The organism is Pseudomonas sp. ANT_J28 (genome assembly GCF_008370005.1).
Classification (GTDB): domain Bacteria; phylum Pseudomonadota; class Gammaproteobacteria; order Pseudomonadales; family Pseudomonadaceae; genus Aquipseudomonas; species Aquipseudomonas frigoris.
The window spans coordinates 26797-48523 of record NZ_VOBM01000049.1 but is presented as its reverse complement, the minus strand read 5'-3'; the positions used below and the strand labels follow the sequence as shown (position 1 = coordinate 48523).

The 21727-nt window shown below is 60.2% G+C and carries 22 protein-coding genes; 10 read left to right on the top strand and 12 right to left on the bottom strand.

Features of this window, described 5'->3' with window-relative positions; translation table 11 throughout:
• The first annotated feature begins 467 nt into the window (after positions 1 to 467).
• Positions 468 to 656 carry a hypothetical protein gene (locus FQ187_RS26025; protein WP_095132420.1) on the top strand — a complete coding sequence of 63 codons (189 nt, stop codon included), beginning with the start codon at positions 468 to 470 and terminating at the stop codon, positions 654 to 656.
• A 70-nt stretch (positions 657 to 726) separates the two neighbouring features.
• On the opposite strand, the gene FQ187_RS26020 is transcribed toward FQ187_RS26025, so the two are convergent.
• The 8 genes from FQ187_RS26020 to FQ187_RS25985 form a co-directional block, all read right to left on the bottom strand.
• The gene (locus FQ187_RS26020) at positions 727 to 1269 is read right to left on the bottom strand and encodes a DUF2058 domain-containing protein (protein ID WP_149631669.1); all 543 of its coding nucleotides are present in this window, start codon (positions 1267 to 1269) and stop codon (positions 727 to 729) included.
• A gap of 28 nt (positions 1270 to 1297) precedes the next feature.
• The gene (gene mazG, locus FQ187_RS26015) at positions 1298 to 2131 is read right to left on the bottom strand and encodes a nucleoside triphosphate pyrophosphohydrolase (protein ID WP_149631668.1); all 834 of its coding nucleotides are present in this window, start codon (positions 2129 to 2131) and stop codon (positions 1298 to 1300) included.
• Positions 2132 to 2136: 5 nt separating this feature from the next.
• On the bottom strand, positions 2137 to 4380 hold the full coding sequence (relA, locus tag FQ187_RS26010; RefSeq protein ID WP_149631667.1) for a GTP diphosphokinase: 2244 nt from the start codon (positions 4378 to 4380) through the stop codon (positions 2137 to 2139).
• A 123-nt stretch (positions 4381 to 4503) separates the two neighbouring features.
• Positions 4504 to 5856 carry a 23S rRNA (uracil(1939)-C(5))-methyltransferase RlmD gene (rlmD, locus tag FQ187_RS26005; protein ID WP_149631666.1) on the bottom strand — a complete coding sequence of 451 codons (1353 nt, stop codon included), beginning with the start codon at positions 5854 to 5856 and terminating at the stop codon, positions 4504 to 4506.
• Entirely contained in the window at positions 5856 to 6758 is a 903-nt protein-coding gene (gene cysM / locus FQ187_RS26000; RefSeq protein WP_149631665.1) for a cysteine synthase CysM, read from the bottom strand. Before cysM ends, rlmD begins: the two co-directional genes overlap by 1 nt.
• 108 nt (positions 6759 to 6866) lie before the next feature.
• The gene (locus FQ187_RS25995) at positions 6867 to 7889 is read right to left on the bottom strand and encodes a YhcG family protein (RefSeq protein ID WP_149631664.1); all 1023 of its coding nucleotides are present in this window, start codon (positions 7887 to 7889) and stop codon (positions 6867 to 6869) included.
• A 203-nt stretch (positions 7890 to 8092) separates the two neighbouring features.
• Positions 8093 to 9496, bottom strand: coding sequence for a sensor histidine kinase (locus FQ187_RS25990; RefSeq protein WP_149631663.1), 1404 nt, complete (start codon positions 9494 to 9496; stop codon positions 8093 to 8095).
• On the bottom strand, positions 9483 to 10205 hold the full coding sequence (locus FQ187_RS25985; protein WP_149631662.1) for a response regulator transcription factor: 723 nt from the start codon (positions 10203 to 10205) through the stop codon (positions 9483 to 9485). Before FQ187_RS25985 ends, FQ187_RS25990 begins: the two co-directional genes overlap by 14 nt.
• Before the next feature lie 214 nt (positions 10206 to 10419).
• On the opposite strand from FQ187_RS25985, the gene FQ187_RS25980 reads away from it, so the two are divergent.
• The 4 genes from FQ187_RS25980 to FQ187_RS25965 all read left to right on the top strand — a co-directional run bounded on the left by FQ187_RS25980 (position 10420) and on the right by FQ187_RS25965 (position 15103).
• Positions 10420 to 13173: a response regulator gene (locus tag FQ187_RS25980; RefSeq protein ID WP_149631661.1), complete on the top strand. Its 2754-nt coding sequence runs from the start codon at positions 10420 to 10422 to the stop codon at positions 13171 to 13173.
• Positions 13174 to 13194: 21 nt separating this feature from the next.
• Positions 13195 to 14187, top strand: coding sequence for a 2-hydroxyacid dehydrogenase (locus tag FQ187_RS25975; RefSeq protein WP_149631660.1), 993 nt, complete (start codon positions 13195 to 13197; stop codon positions 14185 to 14187).
• 77 nt (positions 14188 to 14264) lie between these two features.
• Entirely contained in the window at positions 14265 to 14699 is a 435-nt protein-coding gene (locus tag FQ187_RS25970) for a hypothetical protein (RefSeq protein WP_149631659.1), read from the top strand.
• Positions 14699 to 15103 (top strand): META domain-containing protein, encoded by a 405-nt coding sequence (locus tag FQ187_RS25965; protein ID WP_134422728.1) that lies wholly within the window; start codon positions 14699 to 14701, stop codon positions 15101 to 15103. Before FQ187_RS25970 ends, FQ187_RS25965 begins: the two co-directional genes overlap by 1 nt.
• Positions 15104 to 15154: 51 nt before the next feature.
• Here FQ187_RS25965 and FQ187_RS25960 read toward each other — a convergent pair whose 3' ends face one another.
• Positions 15155 to 15622, bottom strand: coding sequence for a TlpA disulfide reductase family protein (locus FQ187_RS25960; protein ID WP_149631658.1), 468 nt, complete (start codon positions 15620 to 15622; stop codon positions 15155 to 15157).
• Positions 15623 to 15736: 114 nt separating this feature from the next.
• Here FQ187_RS25960 and arsC point away from each other — a divergent pair, with 114 nt between their 5' ends.
• From arsC to FQ187_RS25945, 3 genes are read left to right on the top strand one after another with little or no spacing between them, the layout of a single operon-like run.
• Positions 15737 to 16090: an arsenate reductase (glutaredoxin) gene (arsC, locus tag FQ187_RS25955; RefSeq protein ID WP_149631657.1), complete on the top strand. Its 354-nt coding sequence runs from the start codon at positions 15737 to 15739 to the stop codon at positions 16088 to 16090.
• Positions 16087 to 16683, top strand: coding sequence for an NAD(P)H:quinone oxidoreductase (gene wrbA, locus FQ187_RS25950; protein WP_109633953.1), 597 nt, complete (start codon positions 16087 to 16089; stop codon positions 16681 to 16683). Before arsC ends, wrbA begins: the two co-directional genes overlap by 4 nt.
• Before the next feature lies 1 nt (position 16684).
• Entirely contained in the window at positions 16685 to 17110 is a 426-nt protein-coding gene (locus FQ187_RS25945) for a DUF2069 domain-containing protein (protein WP_149631656.1), read from the top strand.
• 99 nt (positions 17111 to 17209) lie between these two features.
• Here the strand turns inward: FQ187_RS25945 and FQ187_RS25940 are convergent, their stop codons facing one another.
• Complete coding sequence (locus FQ187_RS25940; protein ID WP_149631655.1) at positions 17210 to 17884, bottom strand: DNA-3-methyladenine glycosylase I; 675 nt, start codon at positions 17882 to 17884, stop codon at positions 17210 to 17212.
• Positions 17885 to 17926: 42 nt separating this feature from the next.
• Positions 17927 to 18751, bottom strand: a complete 825-nt coding sequence (gene ttcA / locus FQ187_RS25935) for a tRNA 2-thiocytidine(32) synthetase TtcA (protein ID WP_149631654.1) — start codon at positions 18749 to 18751, stop codon at positions 17927 to 17929.
• A gap of 310 nt (positions 18752 to 19061) precedes the next feature.
• On the opposite strand from ttcA, the gene FQ187_RS25930 reads away from it, so the two are divergent.
• Together FQ187_RS25930 and FQ187_RS25925 are read left to right on the top strand one after the other, a co-directional pair.
• On the top strand, positions 19062 to 19664 hold the full coding sequence (locus FQ187_RS25930) for a Yip1 family protein (protein ID WP_008147981.1): 603 nt from the start codon (positions 19062 to 19064) through the stop codon (positions 19662 to 19664).
• Positions 19665 to 19808: 144 nt separating this feature from the next.
• Positions 19809 to 20303 carry a SprT family zinc-dependent metalloprotease gene (locus FQ187_RS25925; protein ID WP_033055255.1) on the top strand — a complete coding sequence of 165 codons (495 nt, stop codon included), beginning with the start codon at positions 19809 to 19811 and terminating at the stop codon, positions 20301 to 20303.
• Between the two features lie 106 nt (positions 20304 to 20409).
• On the opposite strand, the gene FQ187_RS25920 is transcribed toward FQ187_RS25925, so the two are convergent.
• Positions 20410 to 21591, bottom strand: a complete 1182-nt coding sequence (locus FQ187_RS25920; protein WP_149631653.1) for a CaiB/BaiF CoA-transferase family protein — start codon at positions 21589 to 21591, stop codon at positions 20410 to 20412.
• Positions 21592 to 21727 lie beyond the last annotated feature (136 nt).

The following is a 21727-nucleotide window of genomic DNA, read 5'->3' as shown; positions in this document are numbered from 1 at the left end:
CAGAAGCCGAAGACGGCTTCTTCGAATAGGCCTGATACATAGATGCAACGGGGCGGCGGTTTTTCAAAAGCGGGTAGACAGTGGGGGCGAGTCCATACATAGCAGCTGGCGAAGCCTGCGTTCGGCGACGAAGTCGTCGTGAATTCAGCACCTCGGCGTGTCAGGTAAATCGCATACGCAGGATTTACGACTGCTTCGTCCGAACGCGGCCCGAGCCGAACGCAGGCTTCGCCAGCTGCTACAAAGCTCGTGCGTAACCTGCAGGTTTGTTCTTCGCGAACATGAAGCTTTTGTCATAAAACTCAACGCCCTGCGACCGAGTGTCGCGTGCTTGGCGGGCTGCAGGATTTTTACCGAACTCGCAAAAGTCCGTTACCAAAGTCAGTCGTTTACTTAGCAGGCTAACCAAACATATAACAGAGTCCTGCACACGCCTTGCTGCAGATAACAGAGATTGGAGCTAGCAGATGACTGTAAAAGTAACTGAACGCGACGATTCACATAAGTCCCACGAAGGCGTAGCCGCCGGTATCCGGATCTGGGACGTGCACCAACAAGACATGCTGGTGGGGATGTTCCACTCCGAAACAGATGCCCACAGCTACAAGGCCGAACTGGAAAAACTGGAGCAGCAACGCGAACTCCAATCCGCATAAGCAATGACAGCATTGAAAACGACAAACCCCGCCATGAGCGGGGTTTGTCGTTGTTGCAGCCTTTAACGGCTTACCACATCAGATCGTCCGGGATCTGATAGGCCGCGTACGGATCGTCCTCGACGATGACTTCTTCGGTCTTCACATTCAGCTGCACGATGCGCTGTGGATCGCGCTCCTGGATCTTCAGGGCCGCCTCACGCGGGATCACTTCATAACCGCCGGCATGGTGCACGATGGCCAGCGAACCGCTGCTGAGCTTGTTGCGCATCAGGGTGTTGACGCAGATGCGCTTGACCTTCTTGTCGTCAACGAAGTTGTAGTAGTCCTCGGTCGTCAGCTTCGGCAGACGCGAGACTTCGATCAACTGTTTGACCTGAGCGGCGCGAGCCTTGGCCTCGGCCTTCTCCTGTTGCTGACGGTTCAGCTCCTGATCGCGCTTGACCTTCTCGGCCATGGCTTCCTGAGCCGCCCGCTGCTGCGAGTCATCGAGTTCGATCTGACCTTTGTGGGCCAGACGCTGCTGTTTCTGCTTCTCTTTGCCGACCTGTTTGGCCTGCTTCTGGTTGACCAGCCCTGCTTTGAGCAACTGGTCGCGAAGGGAAATGCTCATGGTGCTTATTACTCACTTAGGCAACTGCTCAACCGCAGCTGGGCAAATTCTTTTCCTGACGTTTGGCTTCGCCCCACAAGGCGTCCAACTCTTCGAGGGTGCAATCTTCTATGGGACGGTGGGTGTCGCGCAATGCCTGTTCGATAAAACGGAAGCGTCTTTCGAACTTGCTGTTGGCGCCCCGCAGTGCAGTTTCGGGATCGACCTTGAGATGGCGCGCCAGATTGACCACGGAAAACAACAAATCACCGACTTCATCGGCAATCGCTGCCGAGTCATTGTCGGCCATGGCTTCGAGCACTTCATCGAGCTCTTCGCGCACTTTGTCCAGCACCGGCAAGGCGTCCGGCCAGTCGAACCCGACCTGGCCTGCACGCTTCTGCAGCTTCGCCGAACGGGACAATGCCGGCAGTGCTGCCGGCACGTCGTCGAGCAAGGACAGTTGTTCGGGCGCCGAAGATTTCTCCGCCCGTTCTTCAGCCTTGATCTCTTCCCAGCGTTGCTTGACCTGATCTTCATTCAGACGCGGAACATCCAGCGGTGCGTACAAATCACCAGTGGGAAACACGTGAGGATGACGGCGGATCAGCTTGCGAGTGATGCTGTCGATGACGCCGGCAAATTCGAAGCGCCCTTCTTCCCGGGCCAACTGGCTGTAATAAACCACCTGGAACAACAAATCGCCCAACTCACCCTGCAAATGATCGAAGTCACCGCGCTCGATGGCGTCGGCGACTTCGTAGGCTTCCTCAAGGGTGTGCGGGACGATGGTTTCGTAGGTTTGCTTGATGTCCCACGGGCAGCCGAACTGCGGGTCGCGCAGACGGCTCATCAGATGCAGCAAGTCTTCAAGGCTGTACATCGGTTTCACGGCGTCCGGTTACGACGGGTTTCGATGATGTTCGGCAACTGGGAAATCCGCCCCAGCAACCGCCCCAGTGCATCCAGCCCCGGAATCTCGATGGTCAGGGACATCAACGCGGTGTTGTCCTCTTTGTTCGAGCGGGTGTTGACCGCCAGCACGTTGATCCGCTCGTTGAGCAGCACTTGCGAAACGTCACGCAGCAGACCGGACCGGTCGTAGGCGCGGATGATGATGTCCACCGGATAGGTGAGCACCGGCACCGGCCCCCAACTGACCTGGATGATCCGCTCGGGCTCGCGCCCGCCCAGTTGCAGCACCGAGGCGCAGTCCTGACGGTGAATGCTCACGCCGCGGCCCACGGTGATGTAACCGACGATCGCATCCCCCGGCAGCGGCTGGCAGCAGCCGGCCATCTGGGTCATCAGGTTGCCGACGCCCTGGATCTGGATGTCGCCGCGCTTGCCCGGTTTGTAACCGGTGGCCTTGCGCGGAATCAGTTCCAGCTGTTCGTTGCCCCGCTCCGGCTCGACCAGTTGCTGCGCCAGGTTCACCAGTTGCGCCAGGCGCAAATCGCCGGCGCCCAACGCGGCGTACATGTCCTCGGCGGTCTTCATGTTGGCCTTGTCGGCCAGCTTGTCGAAGTCCACCGCCGGCAAACCGAGGCGACTGAGTTCACGTTCGAGCAGGGTTTTACCGGCCGCGACGTTCTGATCGCGCGCCTGCAATTTGAACCAGTGAACGATCTTCGCCCGTGCCCGCGAGGTGGTGATGTAACCCAGGTTCGGGTTCAGCCAGTCGCGGCTCGGGGTGCCGTGCTTGCTGGTGATGATCTCGACCTGTTCACCGGTTTGCAGGCTGTAGTTGAGCGGCACGATGCGCCCGTTGATCTTCGCACCACGGCAGTTATGACCGATTTCGGTGTGCACGCGGTAGGCGAAGTCCAGCGGCGTCGCGCCCTTCGGCAAGTCGATGGCGTGACCGTCCGGGGTGAAAATGTAGACCCGGTCCGGTTCGATATCGACCCGCAGTTGTTCAGCCAGGCCGCCGATGTCGCCCAATTCTTCATGCCACTCGAGGACCTGACGCAGCCAGGAGATTTTCTCTTCGTAGTGGTTGGAGCCGGATTTGACGTCGGTGCCCTTGTACTTCCAGTGCGCGCACACGCCCAGCTCGGCTTCTTCGTGCATGGCGTGGGTGCGGATCTGCACTTCCAGCACCTTGCCCTCGGGGCCGATCACCGCGGTGTGCAGCGAGCGGTAGCCGTTCTCTTTCGGGTTGGCGATGTAGTCGTCGAATTCTTTCGGGATGTGCCGCCACAGGGTGTGGACGATACCGAGCGCGGTGTAGCAGTCGCGCATTTCCGGCACCAGCACGCGAACGGCGCGCACGTCGTAGATCTGGCTGAACTCCAGACCCTTGCGCTGCATTTTGCGCCAGATCGAATAGATGTGTTTGGCACGGCCGCTGATGTCGGCATCGACGCCGGTGGCCTGCAATTCATTTTTCAGCTGAGTCATCACGTCGCTGATGAAGCGCTCGCGATCCAGACGCCGCTCATGAAGCAACTTGGCGATCTGCTTGTACTGATCGGGCTCGAGGTAACGGAAGGACAAGTCCTCCAGCTCCCACTTGATATGACCGATACCGAGACGGTGGGCGAGCGGCGCGTAGATGTCGAAGACTTCACGGGCGACGCGGTTGCGTTTTTCGTCGTCGGCGGTTTTCACCGCACGGATCGCGCAGGTGCGTTCGGCCAGTTTGATCAGTGCAACGCGAACGTCGTCGACCATGGCGACCAGCATCTTGCGCAGGTTTTCGACCTGGCCCTGCGTGCCCAGCACCAGGGATTGACGGGGGCTGAGGCTGGCGCTGATCGCCGCCATGCGCAACACGCCGTCGATGAGTTTGGCGACCACCGGGCCGAAGCGCTGGCTGACCGCCGGCAACTCAATCTGGCCTTCGCGCACGCCGCGATACAGGATCGCGGCAACCAACGAATCCTGATCGAGTTTGAGGTCGGCGAGAATCTCGGCGATCTCAAGGCCCGTGCGGAAACTCGAGGTCCCTTCGGACCACAGGTTTTTCGCCGCATTGGCTTGTTGTTCAGACGCACGAGCAAACTCGCACGCTTCCTTCAAGGCTTCGCGATCCAGTGCCGGATCGACACTGACCGCGTGATCGAGCCAAGCCTCGAGATTGATACTGCCGTCGGTGTTGATCGGCTGGTGTGCTCTCACCTGTACCATCTTGCTTACCTTCCCTACGACGCAGATTCAATGCGTCAAATCGCTGACCTTCGTTGCCCGTGCGCCCACATCAGGGCCGGTACGCGGCTGCACGGGCGGGCCAGTCGGACCAGACGAGCCGTCCTAGCTCGCTTCAAATAACGCCATGGCCTCGACATGTGCCGTCTGAGGAAACATATCGAGAATCCCGGCACGTTTTAACCGGTAGCCCTGCTTGATCAATTCAACCGTATCGCGCGCCAGAGTTGCCGGATTGCACGACACATACACCAACCGTTTGGCGCCCAGGGACGCAAGCTTGCGCACTGCCTCGAAAGCACCGTCACGCGGTGGGTCCAAGAGTACCGCACAAAAGCCTTCGCGCGCCCATTCGGCATCGGTCAAAGGCTGGGATAAATCGGCCTGAAAAAACTTCGCATTATGAAGATTGTTGCTAGCAGCGTTCGCGGCCGCTCGCTCGACCATCGCCTGCACACCTTCCACCGCCACCACTTCGCGAACGACCTTGGCCAGCGGCAACGCAAAGTTACCCAAACCACAGAATAGATCGAGAACTCGTTCCTCCGCCGTCGGCTTCAGCCACTCCAGCGCCTGGGCGATCATCGCTTCGTTGACCCCGGCGTTGACCTGGATGAAATCGCCCGGCCGATAGGCCAGGTTCAAGTCCCACTGTTCAAGCCGATAACCCAACGACTGGTCAGCCTCGACTGGTTGCGGTTCCCCGTCGCCGTGCAGCCACAGTTGGGCTTCATGGAAGGCGCAAAAATCCTTGAGGATCGTCATGTCGGCGTCGGACAGCGGCGCCATGTGCCGCAGCAACACCGCCAACGACGAACCGCTGAACAATTCCACATGCCCCAGCGCCTGAGGTTTGCTCAAGCGCCGAAGCATTTCCGGCAAGCGGGTCATGATCGGTTGCAAGGGCTGTACCAGCACCGTGCATTCGTTGATCGCAACGATGTCCTGACTGCCAGCGGCGCGGAAACCGACTTCGAGTTTTTTCGCCTTCATGTCCCAGCGCACCGCCACTCGGGCTCGACGCCGGTAACCGAATTCCGGACCGCTCAACGGCGCGGCCCATTCTTCGGGTTCGACACCGGCGACCTTCGACAACTGCTCGGCGAGCATGCGCTGTTTCAGGGCGAGTTGTTCGTTGTGCGGCAGATGTTGCACGCTGCAACCGCCACAGCGACCAGCATGCGGACACGGTGCCGGGCGGCGCAGTTCGCTGGCCTGGAACACCCGTTCGGTGCGCGCCTCGACCACTTTGCCGTGGGCACCCAACACGCGTGCTTCGACTTCTTCACCGGCCAATGCGCCGATGACGAACCAGGTGCGACCTTCAAAAAACGCGATACCGCGACCGTCATTAGCCAGGCGCTCAATACTCAAGCGCTGCTTTTTGCCAGTCGGAATTTGCGGGGCCTTGCTGCCGCCGGTGGGCTGGAAGCGCAGGCCTCTCTCTTGCTTGGCCATCAGTTGGGCGCGTCGAAAATGCCGGTCGACAAGTAACGGTCGCCACGGTCGCAGATGATCGCGACGATCACCGCGTTTTCAACTTCTTTGGACAGACGCAGCATGGCTGCCACAGCGCCGCCCGAGGACACGCCGCAGAAGATGCCTTCTTCGCGGGCCAGACGACGGGTCACGTCTTCGGCTTCGCTTTGCGCCATGTCGACGATCCGGTCCACGCGCTCGGCCTGGTAGATCTTTGGCAGGTATTCCTGCGGCCAGCGACGGATGCCCGGAATCGCCGAGCCTTCCATCGGTTGCAGACCGATGATCTGCACGCGCTCGTTCTGCTCTTTCAAGTAGCGCGAGACGCCCATGATGGTGCCGGTGGTGCCCATCGAGCTGACGAAATGGGTGATGGTGCCTTCGGTCTGACGCCAGATTTCCGGGCCGGTGGTGGTGTAGTGCGCTTGCGGGTTGTCGCCGTTGGCGAACTGATCCAGCACCTTGCCGCGGCCTTCGGCTTCCATTCGCTGGGCGAGGTCACGAGCGCCTTCCATGCCCTCTTCCTGAGTGACCAGAATCAGCTCGGCGCCATAAGCCGTCATGGCGGCTTTACGTTCGGCGCTGGAGTTGTCCGGCATGATCAGGATCATCTTGTAACCCTTGATCGCGGCGGCCATCGCCAGGGCGATCCCGGTATTGCCCGAGGTCGCTTCGATCAGCGTATCGCCGACGTGGATCTGCCCGCGCAATTCAGCGCGGGTGATCATCGACAGCGCCGGACGGTCCTTGACCGAACCCGCCGGGTTATTCCCTTCGAGCTTGAGCAAAAGGGTATTGCTGGTGGCGCCAGGCAGGCGCTGCAAACGAACCAGCGGAGTGTTGCCGACGCAATCGGCGATGGTTGGGTACTGCAAGGTCATGGCGTATTCGCAATCCAGACTGCGGGGGCGACTATCATACCGGCAATCCATCGCAGGCCATATCACGCAAAGTACGGTGCTTATGGTTTATGGGAATAAGGGGCTGGATCAGTACTCTTCGCCTTGCGCGAGATTCAATGCATAGAACTCATGCAACTTGGCCTGCAACAACTGTTTATCCGGTAGCTGCACCTGGTATTCAGCGATCAGCGCTGGCGACAGGCTGCGGTTAAGGGCGTACTCGACCACCTCGTCATCCTTGCTGGCACACAGCAACACACCAATGGCCGGGTTTTCGTGGGGTTTGCGCTCATCGCGATCCAGCGCTTCCAGATAGAAGCTCAGCTTGCCCAGATACTCCGGCTCAAAACGACCGACCTTAAGCTCAATGGCCACCAGGCAGTTGAGCCCACGATGGAAGAACAGCAGATCCAGGGCGAAATCACGCCCGCCGACTTGCAGCGGGTGTTCAGAGCCGACAAAACAAAAGTCGCGACCCAGTTCGATCAGAAATTCCTTGAGGCGAGCCAGCAAACCTTTATGCAGATCGGTTTCGCCATGGCCGCCGGGCAGTTCGAGAAACTCGACCATGTAGGCGTCGCGGAATATCTCCAGCGCTGCCGGGTGAGTTTGTTTCAGCACTGCTGAGACTTTTGCTGGCTGGGTAACGCTGCGCTCGAACAGCGCGGCTTTTAGCTGGCGTTCCAACTCACGCGTTGACCACTTTTCCTGGACGGCCAGACGCAGATAGAACTCACGCTCTTGCGGGTGTTTACTCTGAGTCAGGATAAGCAGATTGTGGGTCCAGGGTAATTGTGTCAGCAGTGCTGACACTTTTTCATTGTCCCGATAAGCCTCGTAAAACTGGCGCATACGGAACAGATTGCGCCGGGTAAACCCGCGCAACCCCGGTTGAGTCTGAGCCAGATGCTCGGCCAATTGATTGACCACAGAATCGCCCCACTCAGCCTGTTCCAGCTTGCGACTAATGTAAGCACCCACCTGCCAATACAGCTCGATCAACTGGGTATTCACCGCCTGCATGGCCTGCTGCTTGGCACTGTGAATCAGCGCAAGTACTTCATTGAAACGGTCGTCGGCTGCGTTGCCTGGGACGCTGGATGCATTCATGCCGAACACCTGCTGGACGAGGAAAAACGCGAGTCTATTCCGTCAAGTCAGGCTTAAGGTGTCGACGATACCCTTTAGGAAAGGTCGTACAAAATAACGGGAACGCTCCGGTAAAAAAAGAACGGTGGTGTAGGGAAGGACCTCTTCGCGAGCAGGCTCGCACAGGGTTAAGGGTTGATCACACCATTTGTGGCCGACACACATCAACTGTGTGCGAGCCTGCTCGCGAAAGCGTCATCACTCACGCCATCAATATCAGCCACCAACCGCATATTCAACCGCAACCCGGACTCAGTGTTCTCAGCCCAAAGCCGCCCGCCCTGCCGCTGCACCGCATTCCTCGCAATGCTCAACCCCAACCCGAACCCACCATCCCCCGGCCGCGATCCGTCAAGTCGGATGAACGGCGAGAAGATCCGCTCCAGATCTTCATCAGCCACCCCGCCGCCCTCATCCTCCAGCCACACATGCCAGAAATCGCCATCACGCTGTCCACCAAGACGCACAACGCCACCCGGCGGTGAATGACGAATGGCATTGCGCAGGATGTTTTCCAGCGCTTGAGCCAACGTGTTGAGATGGCCGCGCACCCAGCAGGACGAATCCACCGCGCACTGCAACTGGCTCGCCGGCCAGCCACTTTCATAGCAGGCATTTTCCGTGAGCATGTCCCACAGCGCCTGAATCTGGATCGATTCGTCGGGCAACCGAGTGCGTTCGGTGTCGAGCCAGGCCATTTGCAGGGTGTCTTCCACCAGACGCTGCATGCCATCGACCTCTCGGCCAATGCGCTCGCGCAATGGCGTCAACCCCTGCTCGCTTTCGCTGGCCACCCGCAGGCGACTCAGTGGCGTGCGCAATTCGTGGGACAGGTCGCGCAGCAGTTGTTGTTGCAGGGCCACCGTGCTTTGCAGACGCTCGGACATGTGATCGAAGGCCCGGCCCAGTTCACCCAGCTCATCCGGGCGATTGGTGATGCGGCTCGACAACCGCACACTCAACTGGTCGGCACGCCAGGCATTGGCCTGTTCGCGCAGACTGTTCAAAGGCACGACCAGCAACCGATACAGACCGACGCACAGCAGCAAGGTGAACAGTCCGGGAATCACCCCATTGGTGATCACCCGCCAGAACACCCGGTAGTGCCCGGGCACGAAACGCTGGGGCAGTTCGATCACCAGACTGCCGGCGGACGGATCGTTGGGAAAAGGCACTCTCAACCACGGCAGGCCCTTGGTATGGCGACTCGTCGGCCAATCCAGACCGCGCAAAAAGGTCAGGCGCTGGGTTTCTTTTTCCGTCAGCGGGTAACTGCTCAATGACTGCAAATCGCCGCCAATCACACCGACCCATGTCGACTCGCGATGGCTGACGCTCTGCAACCAGGCATCGACGCCTGCACTCTGACGCTGATTCCAAGCCTGCTCGGCCTCGGCGGCGTAGCGCACCAACGTGCCCCGAGCCTCGTCGGACAGGAACAGGTTTTTCTGTTCCATGTAGCGCCCCCAGGACCAACTGAGCCAGATCATCAGCAGACAGAACGCCACCAACAAACACGCCAGTTTCCAGAACAGCGAATGCCTGCCCGGCAGGTCAGCCCACTTCATCGACAGCACTCAATACGTAACCCTTGCCCCACACCGTTCGCACTTCGCGCTCGACGTAACCGACGGCCTTGAGCTTGCGGCGGATCTGACTGATATGCATGTCGAGGCTGCGGTCATGGGGCGCGTAACCGCGCTGCAACACATGCTGGTAAAGGAAGGCTTTGCTCAGGACTTCATCGCCATTGCGATTCAGCGTTTCCAGCAACCGGTATTCGCTGCGGGTCAGGCCGGCAGCGTGTTCGCCATAAAAGACATCACAGCATTCATCGTCGAAACGCAGGCTGTCTGCCGAAGGGGCAATCGGTGCCAGCGCTGGCTGGCGGTCGAGCGCGACGCGTCGCAGGATCGCTTCGATGCGCACCCGCAACTCGACCATGCTGAAGGGTTTGGGCAGGTAATCATCGGCGCCCAGGCGAAAACCACTGATGCGATCGGCTTCGGCGCCCAGTGCTGACATCAGCACCACCGGAGTGGATTGGCTCTGGCGCAACTGCGTCAGTACATTCAGCCCGTCCAGGCCCGGCAGCAGAATATCCATCAGCACCACATCGAAGGCTTGCTGGCGGGCGATGGTCAAGCCTTCCAGACCGTTCTGGCACCACGTCACCTGAAAACCGCAACGTCCCAGGTGCTCATGAACATAAGCACCGAGCACGAGGTCGTCTTCTATAGACAGGATGCGAGGATGGCCAGCAGTGATGGGAGTCATGAGTATCTGCAAATAATTCTCAGTTGGCGATTATTCAAGATTGCCTCGCTGCGGGCAACACAAGGTTTGCCCGTGACGTAAAAGTGGCGATCCTGCCGACGAATGCCGACATCAATTTTACGAAGATTGCCCGCCTGCAAATGGCTACACTGCGCAGGTGGCGCGTGCTGGACGTACGTGCAGGTCATTAAATCGCTGGAAGCAGGAGAGATGCGTGCTCAAGAAACTGGGAATTAAAGGCCGCGTGCTATTGCTGACCCTGTTGCCGACCAGCCTGATGGCCTTGGTTCTGGGCGGCTATTTCACCTGGATGCAGCAATCCGACCTGCAAACCCAGCTCATGCAGCGTGGCGAGATGATCGCCGAACAACTGGCGCCCCTGGTGGCCCCGGCCATGGGCCACAAGAACACCGACCTGCTGGAACGCATTGCCACCCAATCCCTCGAACAAACAGACGTTCGCGCCGTTTCGTTCCTCGCGCCCGACCGCTCCCTGTTGGCTCATGCCGGCCCGACCATGCTCAATCAGGCGCCAATCGGCAACGGTTCGCAGATGCTGCGCCGCAGCGGCAATGATGCGACGCGTTACTTGCTGCCGGTGTTCGGCAAGCACCGCAATCTGGCCGGTGACGTGATTCCCGAAGAAGCCGACCGCCTGCTGGGCTGGGTCGAACTCGAACTGTCCCACAACGGCATGCTGCTGCGCGGTTACCGCAGCCTGTTCGCCAGCCTGCTGCTGATCGGCGCAGGCCTGGCCGGCGCAGCGCTGCTGGCGTTGCGCATGGGCCGGAGCATCAATCGGCCGCTGAGCCAGATCAAGCAAGCGGTGGCCCAACTCAAGGACGGTCATCTGGAAACCCGCCTGCCGCCCCTCGGCAGCCAGGAGCTGGACACACTGGCGTCCGGCATCAACCGCATGGCCGGCACCTTGCAGAACGCGCAGGAAGAATTACAGCACAGCATCGACCAGGCCACCGAAGACGTACGCCAGAACCTGGAAACCATCGAGATCCAGAACATCGAACTGGATCTGGCGCGCAAGGAAGCCCTTGAAGCCAGCCGGATCAAATCCGAGTTCCTGGCTAACATGAGCCATGAAATCCGCACGCCGCTCAACGGCATTCTCGGCTTCACGCACCTGCTGCAAAAAAGCGAACTGACCCCACGCCAGCTCGACTATCTGGGCACCATCGAAAAATCCGCCGACAGCCTGCTGGGGATCATCAACGAGATTCTCGACTTCTCGAAAATCGAGGCCGGCAAACTGGTGCTCGACCATATTCCGTTCAACTTGCGCGACCTGCTCCAGGACACGCTGACCATCCTCGCCCCGGCCGCCCACGCCAAGCAACTGGAGCTGGTGAGCCTGGTTTATCGCGATACGCCGTTGTCGCTGGTGGGTGATCCGCTGCGGCTCAAACAGATCCTCACCAACCTGGTCAGCAATGCGATCAAGTTCACCCGCGAAGGCACCATCGTCGCCCGGGCCATGCTCGAGGAAGAGCACGAAGACAGCGTGCAACTGCGCATCAGCATTCAGGACACCGGCATCGGGCTGTCGAACCAGGACGTGCGCGCCTTGTTCCAGGCCTTCAGCCAGGCCGACAATTCGCTATCCCGGCAACCTGGCGGCACCGGTCTGGGGCTGGTGATTTCCAAACGTCTGATCGAGCAGATGGGTGGCGAGATCGGTGTCGAGAGCACCCCCGGCGAAGGCTCGGAATTCTGGATCTGCCTGAGCCTGCCCAAAACCCGCGACGACGCCGAAGACCTGCCCGGTCCGCCGTTGCTTGGGCGTCGGGTGGCCGTGCTGGAAAACCATGAACTGGCCCGCCAGGCATTGCAGCATCAACTGGAAGACTGTGGCCTCGAAGTTACTCCGTTCAATACATTGGAAAGCCTGACCAATGGCGTGACCAGCGCGCATCAGACCGATCAGGCGATCGACCTGGCGGTGCTCGGCATCACCAGCAATGACATGCCACCGGAGCGCCTCAACCAGCACATCTGGGACCTCGAACACCTGGGCTGCAAGGTGCTGGTGTTGTGTCCGACCACCGAACAGACGCTGTTCCACCTCTCGGTGCCTAATCCGCACAGCCAGCTCCAGGCCAAACCGGCCTGCACCCGCAAGCTGCGGCGGGCCTTGTCCGACCTGGTCAACCCGCGTCAGCACCGCAGCGAGCCCGGCGAACCGGTGTCCAGCCGTGCGCCGAAAGTGCTTTGTGTCGACGACAACCCGGCCAACTTGCTGCTGGTGCAAACCCTGCTCGAAGACATGGGCGCCAAAGTCCTCGCGGTGGAAAGCGGTTACGCCGCGGTCAAGGCAGTGCAGACCGAAACCTTCGACCTGGTGCTGATGGACGTTCAGATGCCCGGCATGGACGGGCGGCAAAGCACCGAAGCGATTCGCCAGTGGGAAAGTGAACGGCATTGCACACCGCTGCCGATCGTTGCCCTCACCGCTCACGCCATGGCCAACGAAAAACGTGCGCTGCTGCAAAGTGGCATGGACGACTACCTGACCAAACCGATCAGCGAACGGCAGTTGGCCCAGGTGGTGCTGAAGTGGACCGGTCTGGCGCTGCGCAATCATGGGCCGGAGCGCTCCAGCGACAGCCAAGGTGGCGGTCATGAATTGCAGGTGCTCGATCACGAAGAAGGTTTGCGCCTGGCCGCCGGCAAGGCTGATCTGGCCGCGGACATGCTGGCAATGCTGCTGGCGTCGCTCGAAGCCGACCGCGAGGCGATTCGCTTCGCCCGGGAAACCAACGACCAGAACGCCCTGATCGAGCGCGTCCATCGCCTGCACGGTGCGACACGCTATTGTGGCGTCCCGCAACTGCGGGCCGCCTGCCAGCGCAGCGAAACCTTGCTCAAGAAACAGGACCCGAAAGCCCCCAGCGCACTGGAAGACCTCGACCGGGCCATCAATCGCCTGGCAGCCCATGCCCGTATAAATGCCTGATGTACATTCCAGGAGGACCGCATGCGCACGATTCTTTTCAGCAGCCAGACCTACGACCGCGACAGTTTTCTCAGTGCCGAGCTGCCGGCCGGCATTGAACTGCACTTTCAATCGGCGCGACTGAGCCTTGATACGGTGGCGCTGGCGGAGCATCACGAAGTGGTCTGTGCCTTCATTAATGATGACCTCAGCGCGCCGGTGCTCGAACGCCTGGCCGCGGGCGGCACACGCCTGATCGCCCTGCGCTCGGCCGGTTACAACCATGTCGATCTGGCAGTAGCAAAGCGTCTGGGGCTGGCGGTTGTGCGCGTCCCGGCCTACTCGCCCCACGCGGTGGCGGAACATGCGGTGGCGCTGATCCTGGCCCTCAACCGACGCCTGCACCGCGCCTACAACCGCACGCGCGAAGGCGATTTCAGCCTGCACGGGCTGACCGGCTTCGACCTCGTGGGCAAGACCGTCGGCGTGGTCGGCACCGGGCAGATCGGCGCGACCTTCGCGAAAATCATGAACGGCTTTGGCTGCCAATTGGTGGCGTACGACCCCTTCCCCAACCCGCAAGTCGAAGCCCTCGGCGCCCGTTACCTGAGCCTGCCGGAGCTGCTGGCCGAGTCGCAGATCATCAGCCTGCACTGCCCGCTCAACGAACAAAGCAAACACTTGATCAATCGCGAGTCACTGGCGCACATGCAACCCGGTGCGATGCTGATCAACACCGGCCGCGGTGGTCTGGTGGACACGCCGGCGCTGATCGACGCGTTGAAGGACGGTCAACTGGGTTATCTGGGACTGGACGTGTACGAAGAAGAGGCGCAGTTGTTCTTCGAGGACCGTTCCGACCTGCCGCTGCAGGACGATGTGCTGGCACGGCTGCTGACCTTTCCGAACGTGATCATCACCGCTCACCAGGCCTTCCTGACCCGCGAGGCCCTGGGTGCGATTGCCGCGACCACCCTGCAGAACATCGCCGCCTGGGCTGCAGGCGCGCCAACGAATCTGGTGAAGGGTGACTGAACCAGATCGAAGGTCATACGCCCGCGCCATACTGCGCTGATGTCCGTGCTAGCATGCCGCGCATATTTGGAGGACCCATGGTCGAACACGATTTCCGCTATAGCCTGATGAACCCGCAACACACCCTCACCGAATGCCGCGCCCTTGTGCCGGGGCGTTATCAAGTCACCGGCAACGGCGGCTCGATTCGTAACAACGACGTGCTGGTAGTGACCCTCAAAGGCGCCAAGGACTTGTCCATGCGCCTGACCGTCGAAACGGTTCGCCACTTGATCAATCCGCCCGGCCAATGGGTCGCGGTGGCCAGTGGTCCGGTGTTCGGTGAACTGGCGATCCACACCTGGAAAGTCAACTGCGACAGCTGCGCCAAAGAGCTGAACTTCGAGTTCGCGGTCGACGCCAAGCTGGGCAACAAGGCTGAAAAGCCTGCTGCCACCGCGCGGATCGCCGAACTGGGCTGGTCCACGGTCGGCGAGAAGCACCTGTGCCCGAAATGCCAGGAGCCCGTGTGATGAAACGCCTCGCTCTGACCGCTATGGTTGGCGCCAGCCTGCTGGGCTGCGCCGCCGAGCCGGTGCAATTGCAACAGAACCGCAGCTACATTCTGGAGTGGATTGGCGAACGTCCGTTGATGGATTACAGCCACCTGACCGTCACCCTCGGTGAAGACGGTCGGGCCTACGGCAACGGCGGCTGCAACCACTGGTTCGCGCCATACACCTTGGAAGGCGACAAGCTGAGCTTTGGCAAGGTTGGCAGCACCCGCAAACTGTGTGCGCCGGCGTTGATGGAGCAGGAAAAGCGTTTCCTCCAGGCGCTGGAAAACGTTCAGCGCTGGGACGTCTCGCCGATCGACCAGATGCGTTTCTGGCCGGCCGAAGGCAAGCCGCTGCGTTGGTGGCTTGAAGAGGGTTGATCGGCGGCCCCGAAAAGATCGCAGCCTTGGCGAGGCTGCGATCTTTTGCTTCTAATTCTTGGCCTGCAACGCCTCCAACTTGGCCATCACCCCCGCCGCCGTCTGCTCCCCCACCAGCTGTTCTCTTACCTTGCCTTTGTTATCGATGATGTAAGTCACCGGCAACGCCTCGCTGCGTGGCAGTTCGAACAGCTCCGCCGGATCCTGAGCCAGCACGGTGAACTTGATGCCCAACTTCTCGCTGGCGCTTTTCAGCTCTTCACCCTGCACATTGTCGAAGTTGACCCCGAACACACCAATCTTCTTGTCCTTGAGCTGATCGGCCAAGGTGTTCAATTCCGGGATCTCGGTCCGGCACGGCCCGCACCATTCCGCCCAGTAATTGAGCACCAGCCATTGTTTGTCCAGACGTTCGGCGGCAACTTTCTGGCCGCTCTGGTCGATGCCATAGTCGTTACCACAGCCCCCCAGCAATAACGTACCGATGATCGCCAATGCCGCTGCCAGTCGCCTAGTCATGTCGTATTCCTTGTTCAAAATTGAATGCGCCTGCGACCCATCGCCTCCCAAGGTTCTGGATTACGCGCTGCACAGTTAGAATAGCCGTCACCTTACGCAAGATGCGAACCGCACATGACCGATCTGACGCTTTATCACAACCCGCGCTGCTCGAAATCCCGCGGTGCGCTCGAACTGCTCGAAGCCCGTGGCCTGACCCCGACGGTGGTCCGCTACCTGGACACCCCGCTCAATGCCGCGCAAATCCAGAGCCTGCTGGCCAAGCTCGGCATCAGCGCCCGGCAACTGCTGCGCACCGGTGAGGACGAGTACAAAACCCTCAACCTGGCCGACAGCAGCCTCAGCGAGGCGCAATTGATCGCCGCCATCGCCGCCAACCCGAAACTCATGGAGCGACCGATTCTCGAAGCCGACGACAAAGCCATCATCGGCCGTCCGCCGGAGAATGTGCTGGAGCTGCTGCCGTGAGTGCGCCATACATTCTGGTTCTGTATTACAGCCGCAGCGGCTCGACCAATGAAATGGCCCGGCAGATCGCCAGGGGCGTCGAGCAGGCCGGGATGGAAGCGCGTCTGCGCACCGTGCCGCCGATTTCCACCGAGTGCGAAGCCGTGTCACCCGATATTCCGGACGAAGGCGCGCTGTACGCCAGCCTCGATGATTTGAAGAACTGCGCGGGACTGGCCATGGGCAGCCCGACCCGGTTCGGCAACATGGCGGCGCCGCTCAAGTACTTCCTCGACGGCACCAGCAACCTGTGGCTGACCGGCGCTCTGGTGGGCAAGCCGGCTGGCGTTTTCACCTCCACCGCGAGCCTGCACGGCGGCCAGGAAACCACGCTGCTGTCGATGATGTTGCCGTTGCTGCACCACGGCATGCTGATCACCGGCCTGCCTTACAGCGAATCGGCCTTGCTGGAAACCCGTGGCGGCGGCACGCCTTACGGCGCCAGCCATCACGCCGGGGCCGATGGCAAAAGCGGTTTGAATGAACATGAAGTCGCGCTGTGTCGGGCCTTGGGCCTGCGCTTGGCGAAGACTGCACAGAAACTGGGGAACTGACGTGGCCAAGAAGCCGAAGATTTTGCCATCCATCGAATGGCTCGAACCCCGGGTTCGGGCGATGCGCATCATCAGCCTGCTGTGCTACTTCGGTTTGGTGGGTTTGCTGTGCGCCTACTACCTGGTGGTCGCCGACCTGCACGGCGCCCGACCGTGGGTGATTCTGCTGATCGAGCTGGTGCCGCTGCTGTTGCTGGCGCCGGGGATGATTATCGGCAGTGCGCGCGGGCATTCATGGATGTGTTTTGTGGTGAACCTGTATTTCATCAAGGGCGCATTGGCGGCGTATGACCCGAACCGGCAGCTGTTTGGTTTGCTCGAGATGGGCGCGAGCCTGGCGGTGTTCTGCTCGGCGCTGTTGTATGTGCGGTGGCGGTTTCAGTTGAACCGCAAGTTGGCAGGTGAAGGCGAAACCTCCGTCGCCTGACACACCGCCATCGCGAGCAAGCTCGCTCCCACATTGGATCTGCGTCGTTCACAAATCCCCTGTGGGAGCGGGCTTGCTCGCGAAGGGATCGACTCGGTCTTAATGGTTCACGGTGTAGGCCAGCATCATCGATATCTGGCTCATCGCCCGCCCACCACTCTGTTCATGCCACTGGTTGAACACATCCTGCACCAACGCCAGATCCCGCAGACTGGTCGGCACCTTGTCGACGATCTTCTGCGCACTCAACGCCGCGACCACGTCGTAGCTCGGCACAAACGTGTCCTTGCCCACCATTCGCAAGAACCGCGGTGCCGACAACCCGCCCAATTGATGACCGCGCTTTTTCAGGTAGGTCCACAACCCAACGATATCCGTGACCGGCCAATCGGCGATCAACGCGCCGAAGCTGCCCTTCTCATGCGCCACATCCAGCATGAACTGCGCGTTGCGCGGCACGCTCTTGAGTTTTCCCAGGTGACGAATGATCCGCGCGTCCTGCATCAAGCGCTCAAGGTGTTCGGCACTCATCAGCACGACTTTCTCAGGGTCGAACTTGAAGAACACTTCTTCGAACGCCGGCCATTTGGCGTCCACCAGACTGTGCTTGAGCCCGGCGCGGAAGACGCGCAGCGCCATGGTCGAGAGGTAGCGGTCGTCGCTGATCTTGCGCAATTGCGCCGGGGTTTTCGGAACGGGCAGATGGGCTTCCAGTTCAGCCGCTGAACCGAAGCGGTTCAGACAGTATTCGTGCAGCCACTTGTAATCGCGCATGCCCTCTCCTGAGGTTTTGAAATGAAACCCACACAGTTTGTGTCAGAGATTGACGACGTTGACGAAGCGCGAGGCCGCGGTTTCGTCGATCTTCAAACTGGTGAAGTCGAACAGGTTGCGGTCCGCCAGTTGCGACGGGATCACGTTCTGCAAGCTGCGGAAAATGCTTTCGGTGCGGCCTGGCGTCTTGCGCTCCCACTCCTGAAGCATGTCCTTGACCACCTGGCGTTGCAGGTTTTCCTGGGAACCACAGAGGTTGCACGGGATGATCGGGAATTGCTTGAAGTCCGAATAGGCCTGGATGTCTTTTTCGTTGCAGTAGGCCAGCGGGCGGATCACCACGTTGCGGCCATCGTCGGCGCGCAGCTTCGGCGGCATGGCTTTGAGCGAACCGTTGAAGAACATGTTCAGGAAAAAGGTCTCGACGATGTCGTCGCGGTGATGACCGAGGGCCATTTTGGTCGCGCCGATTTCGTCAGCGAAGGTGTAGAGCGTGCCGCGACGCAGGCGCGAGCACAGCGAACAGGTGGTCTTGCCCTCCGGGATCAGCTCCTTGACCACCGAGTAGGTGTCTTTCTCGACGATGTGGTACTCGATGCCCAACTCTTTGAGGTAGGCCGGCAGCACATGCTCAGGGAAACCCGGCTGTTTCTGGTCCATGTTCACGGCCACGATCTCGAACTTGATCGGGGCGACCTTCTGCAAGTGCATCAGCACATCGAGCATGGTGTAGCTGTCCTTGCCACCGGACAGGCAGACCATGACCTTGTCGCCGTCTTCAATCATGTTGAAATCGGCAACAGCCTCACCGGCCTGGCGGCGAAGGCGCTTTTGCAGTTTGTTCTGGTTGACCGTAAGAGTGCCCATGACGCGAAATCCGTGAGGTGTGACGAAAGGCCGGCATTTTACGCAAAAACCGGTCACGGGCGAAGAGCCCCCTATCCTCTGTGGGAGCGGGCTTGCTCGCTCCCACATGGATTGTGGTGACAGACCCTGCGGCGATTAACAGGAGGGTTTACAGCGCAATTTGCTCTAAAGCCCTGCAACCTGCGTCGTTAAGTCCTTCCTATACTGCGACATAAGGTCGCACACATATCCAGACCTTTCCTTACTCGGCCACTTTGGCCCGTAGGCGCTCCACTGGGGGGCGACGGCAAAAACAAGAGGAGTGACTGGCATGATCCATCACGTAGTGGGGCTCTTCACCCACCCTGACCAAGAATGGAAAGAGATCCGTGGCGATCAGGAGGAAAGCATCAGCCACATGTATCTCACTCATACCCTGATTCTGGCGGCGATCCCCGCGGTATCCGCGTTTATCGGCACCACTCAGGTCGGCTGGGTCATTGGCAGTCGCGCACCGGTGATGCTGACGGTGGAAAGCGCGATATGGATGACGGTCATGTCGTACCTGGCCATGCTCGGCGGAGTTGCGGTCATGGGCGCGTTCATCCACTGGATGGCTCGCACCTATGACGCCAACCCGAGCCTGGCACGCTGCGTTGCATTTGCGACCTACACCGCGACACCGCTGTTTATCGGCGGTCTGGCGGCGCTGTACCCACACATGTGGCTTGGGATGATCGTCGGCACCGCGGCCATCTGCTACACGGTGTACCTGCTGTATGTGGGGCTACCCACTTTCATGAACATTCCATCAGACGAGGGATTTCTGTTTTCAAGTTCGGTGCTTGCGGTAGGCCTGGTGGTGCTGGTGGCCATCATGGCGTTCACGGTAATTGTTTGGGGACTCGGCGTGGGGCCGGTCTATACGAACTAGCAACACATCACCCAAAAACAAGATCTGCCAACACAGGCCGCCGCAAGGCGGCCTTCTAATGTGAGCGACTACCATTCGGCGCCTGAGCGATTCGCAAGTCCCGAGGGTTGCGGCATACTCGACGTCTCTGGAGATCCATCAAGCATGCCCGAGCAACTCAATACCCGCGTCGAAGACTGTTACCAACTCGCCGAATCCTTTTTCAAACGACCTTTCAAACGCCCCGTGGTGAGCCTCAAGCTGCGCGGGCAAAAAGCCGGTGTCGCGCATTTGCACGAGAACCTGCTGCGCTTCAATCCGCAGCTGTACCGGGAAAACACCGAAGACTTCCTCAAACAAACCGTGGCCCACGAGGTTGCGCACCTGATCGCCCATCAACTGTTCGGCGACCGCATCCAGCCCCATGGCGAAGAGTGGCAACTGATCATGCGCGGCGTGTACGAGCTGCCGCCCAATCGATGCCACACCTATGACGTCAAACGCCGCAGCGTGACCCGCTACATCTACAAATGCCCGTGTGCGGACAGTGACTTTCCGTTTTCGGCCCAGCGCCATGGATTGGTGAGACAGGGGCGGCGTTATTTGTGTCGGCGGTGCCGGAGCACGTTGGTGTTCAGTGGGGAAATGCGGGTCGAGTAGTTAGATTTTCTGTGTTTGTGCGCAAGCCCGCTCCCACACTGGATTTATGTCACGCCGAAGATCCCCTGTGGGAGCGGGCTTGCTCGCGAAGGCGTCCTGGCAGGCGCTACACAACCACCTTGGCAGCCCGCAATTGCTCGATCCGCTCAGCACTAAACCCCAACTCCCCCAACACCTGATCCGTATGCTGCCCCAGCGCCGCGCCAATGTGCTTCGGCTCAGGCAACCCCTCTGAAAACTTCAACGGACAGGCCATCTGCGCCTGAGTCGTCCCATCCCCACGCGGCACTTCGGTCACCAGCGCCCGAGCCTTCAACTGCGGATGCCGCACCGCTTCGCCCAAACTCAACACCGGCTCGACACACGCATCCAACGTGGCAAACAGCGCGCACAACTCGGCGAAATCGCGCGTCTCGAATTCAATCCTCAGCGCGTTCTTCAGCGCCTTCTGCAAGGCTGGTTCAGGCGATAAGCCCAAAGTTTCCAGCTCCTCCAGCCCCAGCGCCGCACACAGTTGTTTCATAAACGCGGGCTCCAGACTGCCCACCGAGAACCAGCGCCCATCGCGGGAACGGTAATAGTCATAGAAACTGCCACCGTTGAGCATCTGATCCTCCCTTCCCGGCTCCACGCCACAGGCCAGATACCCGGCGCCGGCCATGGCGTTCAGGCTGAACACGCAGTCGGTCATGCTCACATCCAGATGCTGCCCCTGCCCGGTCTGCTGCCGGGCGATGACCGCCGCCAGCAGCCCAATCACCCCGTGCAACGAGCCACCGGCGATATCCGCCACTTGCATGCCCAACGGCAGCGGTCCGCTGTCGGCGCGGCCGGTGTAGCTCGCCAGTCCCGCCAGCGCCAGGTAGTTGATGTCGTGGCCGGCGCGGTCCTTGTAGGGGCCGGTCTGGCCGTAACCGGTGATCGACACGTAGATCAGTTTCGGATTGATCGCCTTCAAGGCTTCATAACCCAAGCCCAATCGCGCCATCACGCCGGGGCGGAACTGCTCCAGCACGATGTCGTAGTCCTGCAGCAACTGCTTGATCACCTCCAGCGCCTCAGGCTGCTTGAGGTCCAACGCCAGGCTGCGCTTGTTGCGATTGAGGTAGGCGTGACTGGCGGAAACGCCCTGATCGTGAGGCGGCAATACCCGCAGCAGGTCCATGCGCGTTGGCGATTCGATGCGCAACACCTCGGCGCCCATGTCAGCCAGCAACAACGAGGCGAACGGCCCCGGCAGCAGTGTCGAGAAATCCAGAACCTTGAGTGATGCCAGTGGACCGAGCATGGGCGTTCTCCGTAAACGATGTTCCCAGACTAGGCAGCCGACGGCGTTGCAGCAATCACCTTATGCATCAGTTGCGCTGACCGTTGCGCTCAAATCGCAGGCATGAAAAAACCCGCCGAAGCGGGTTTTTTCAGTG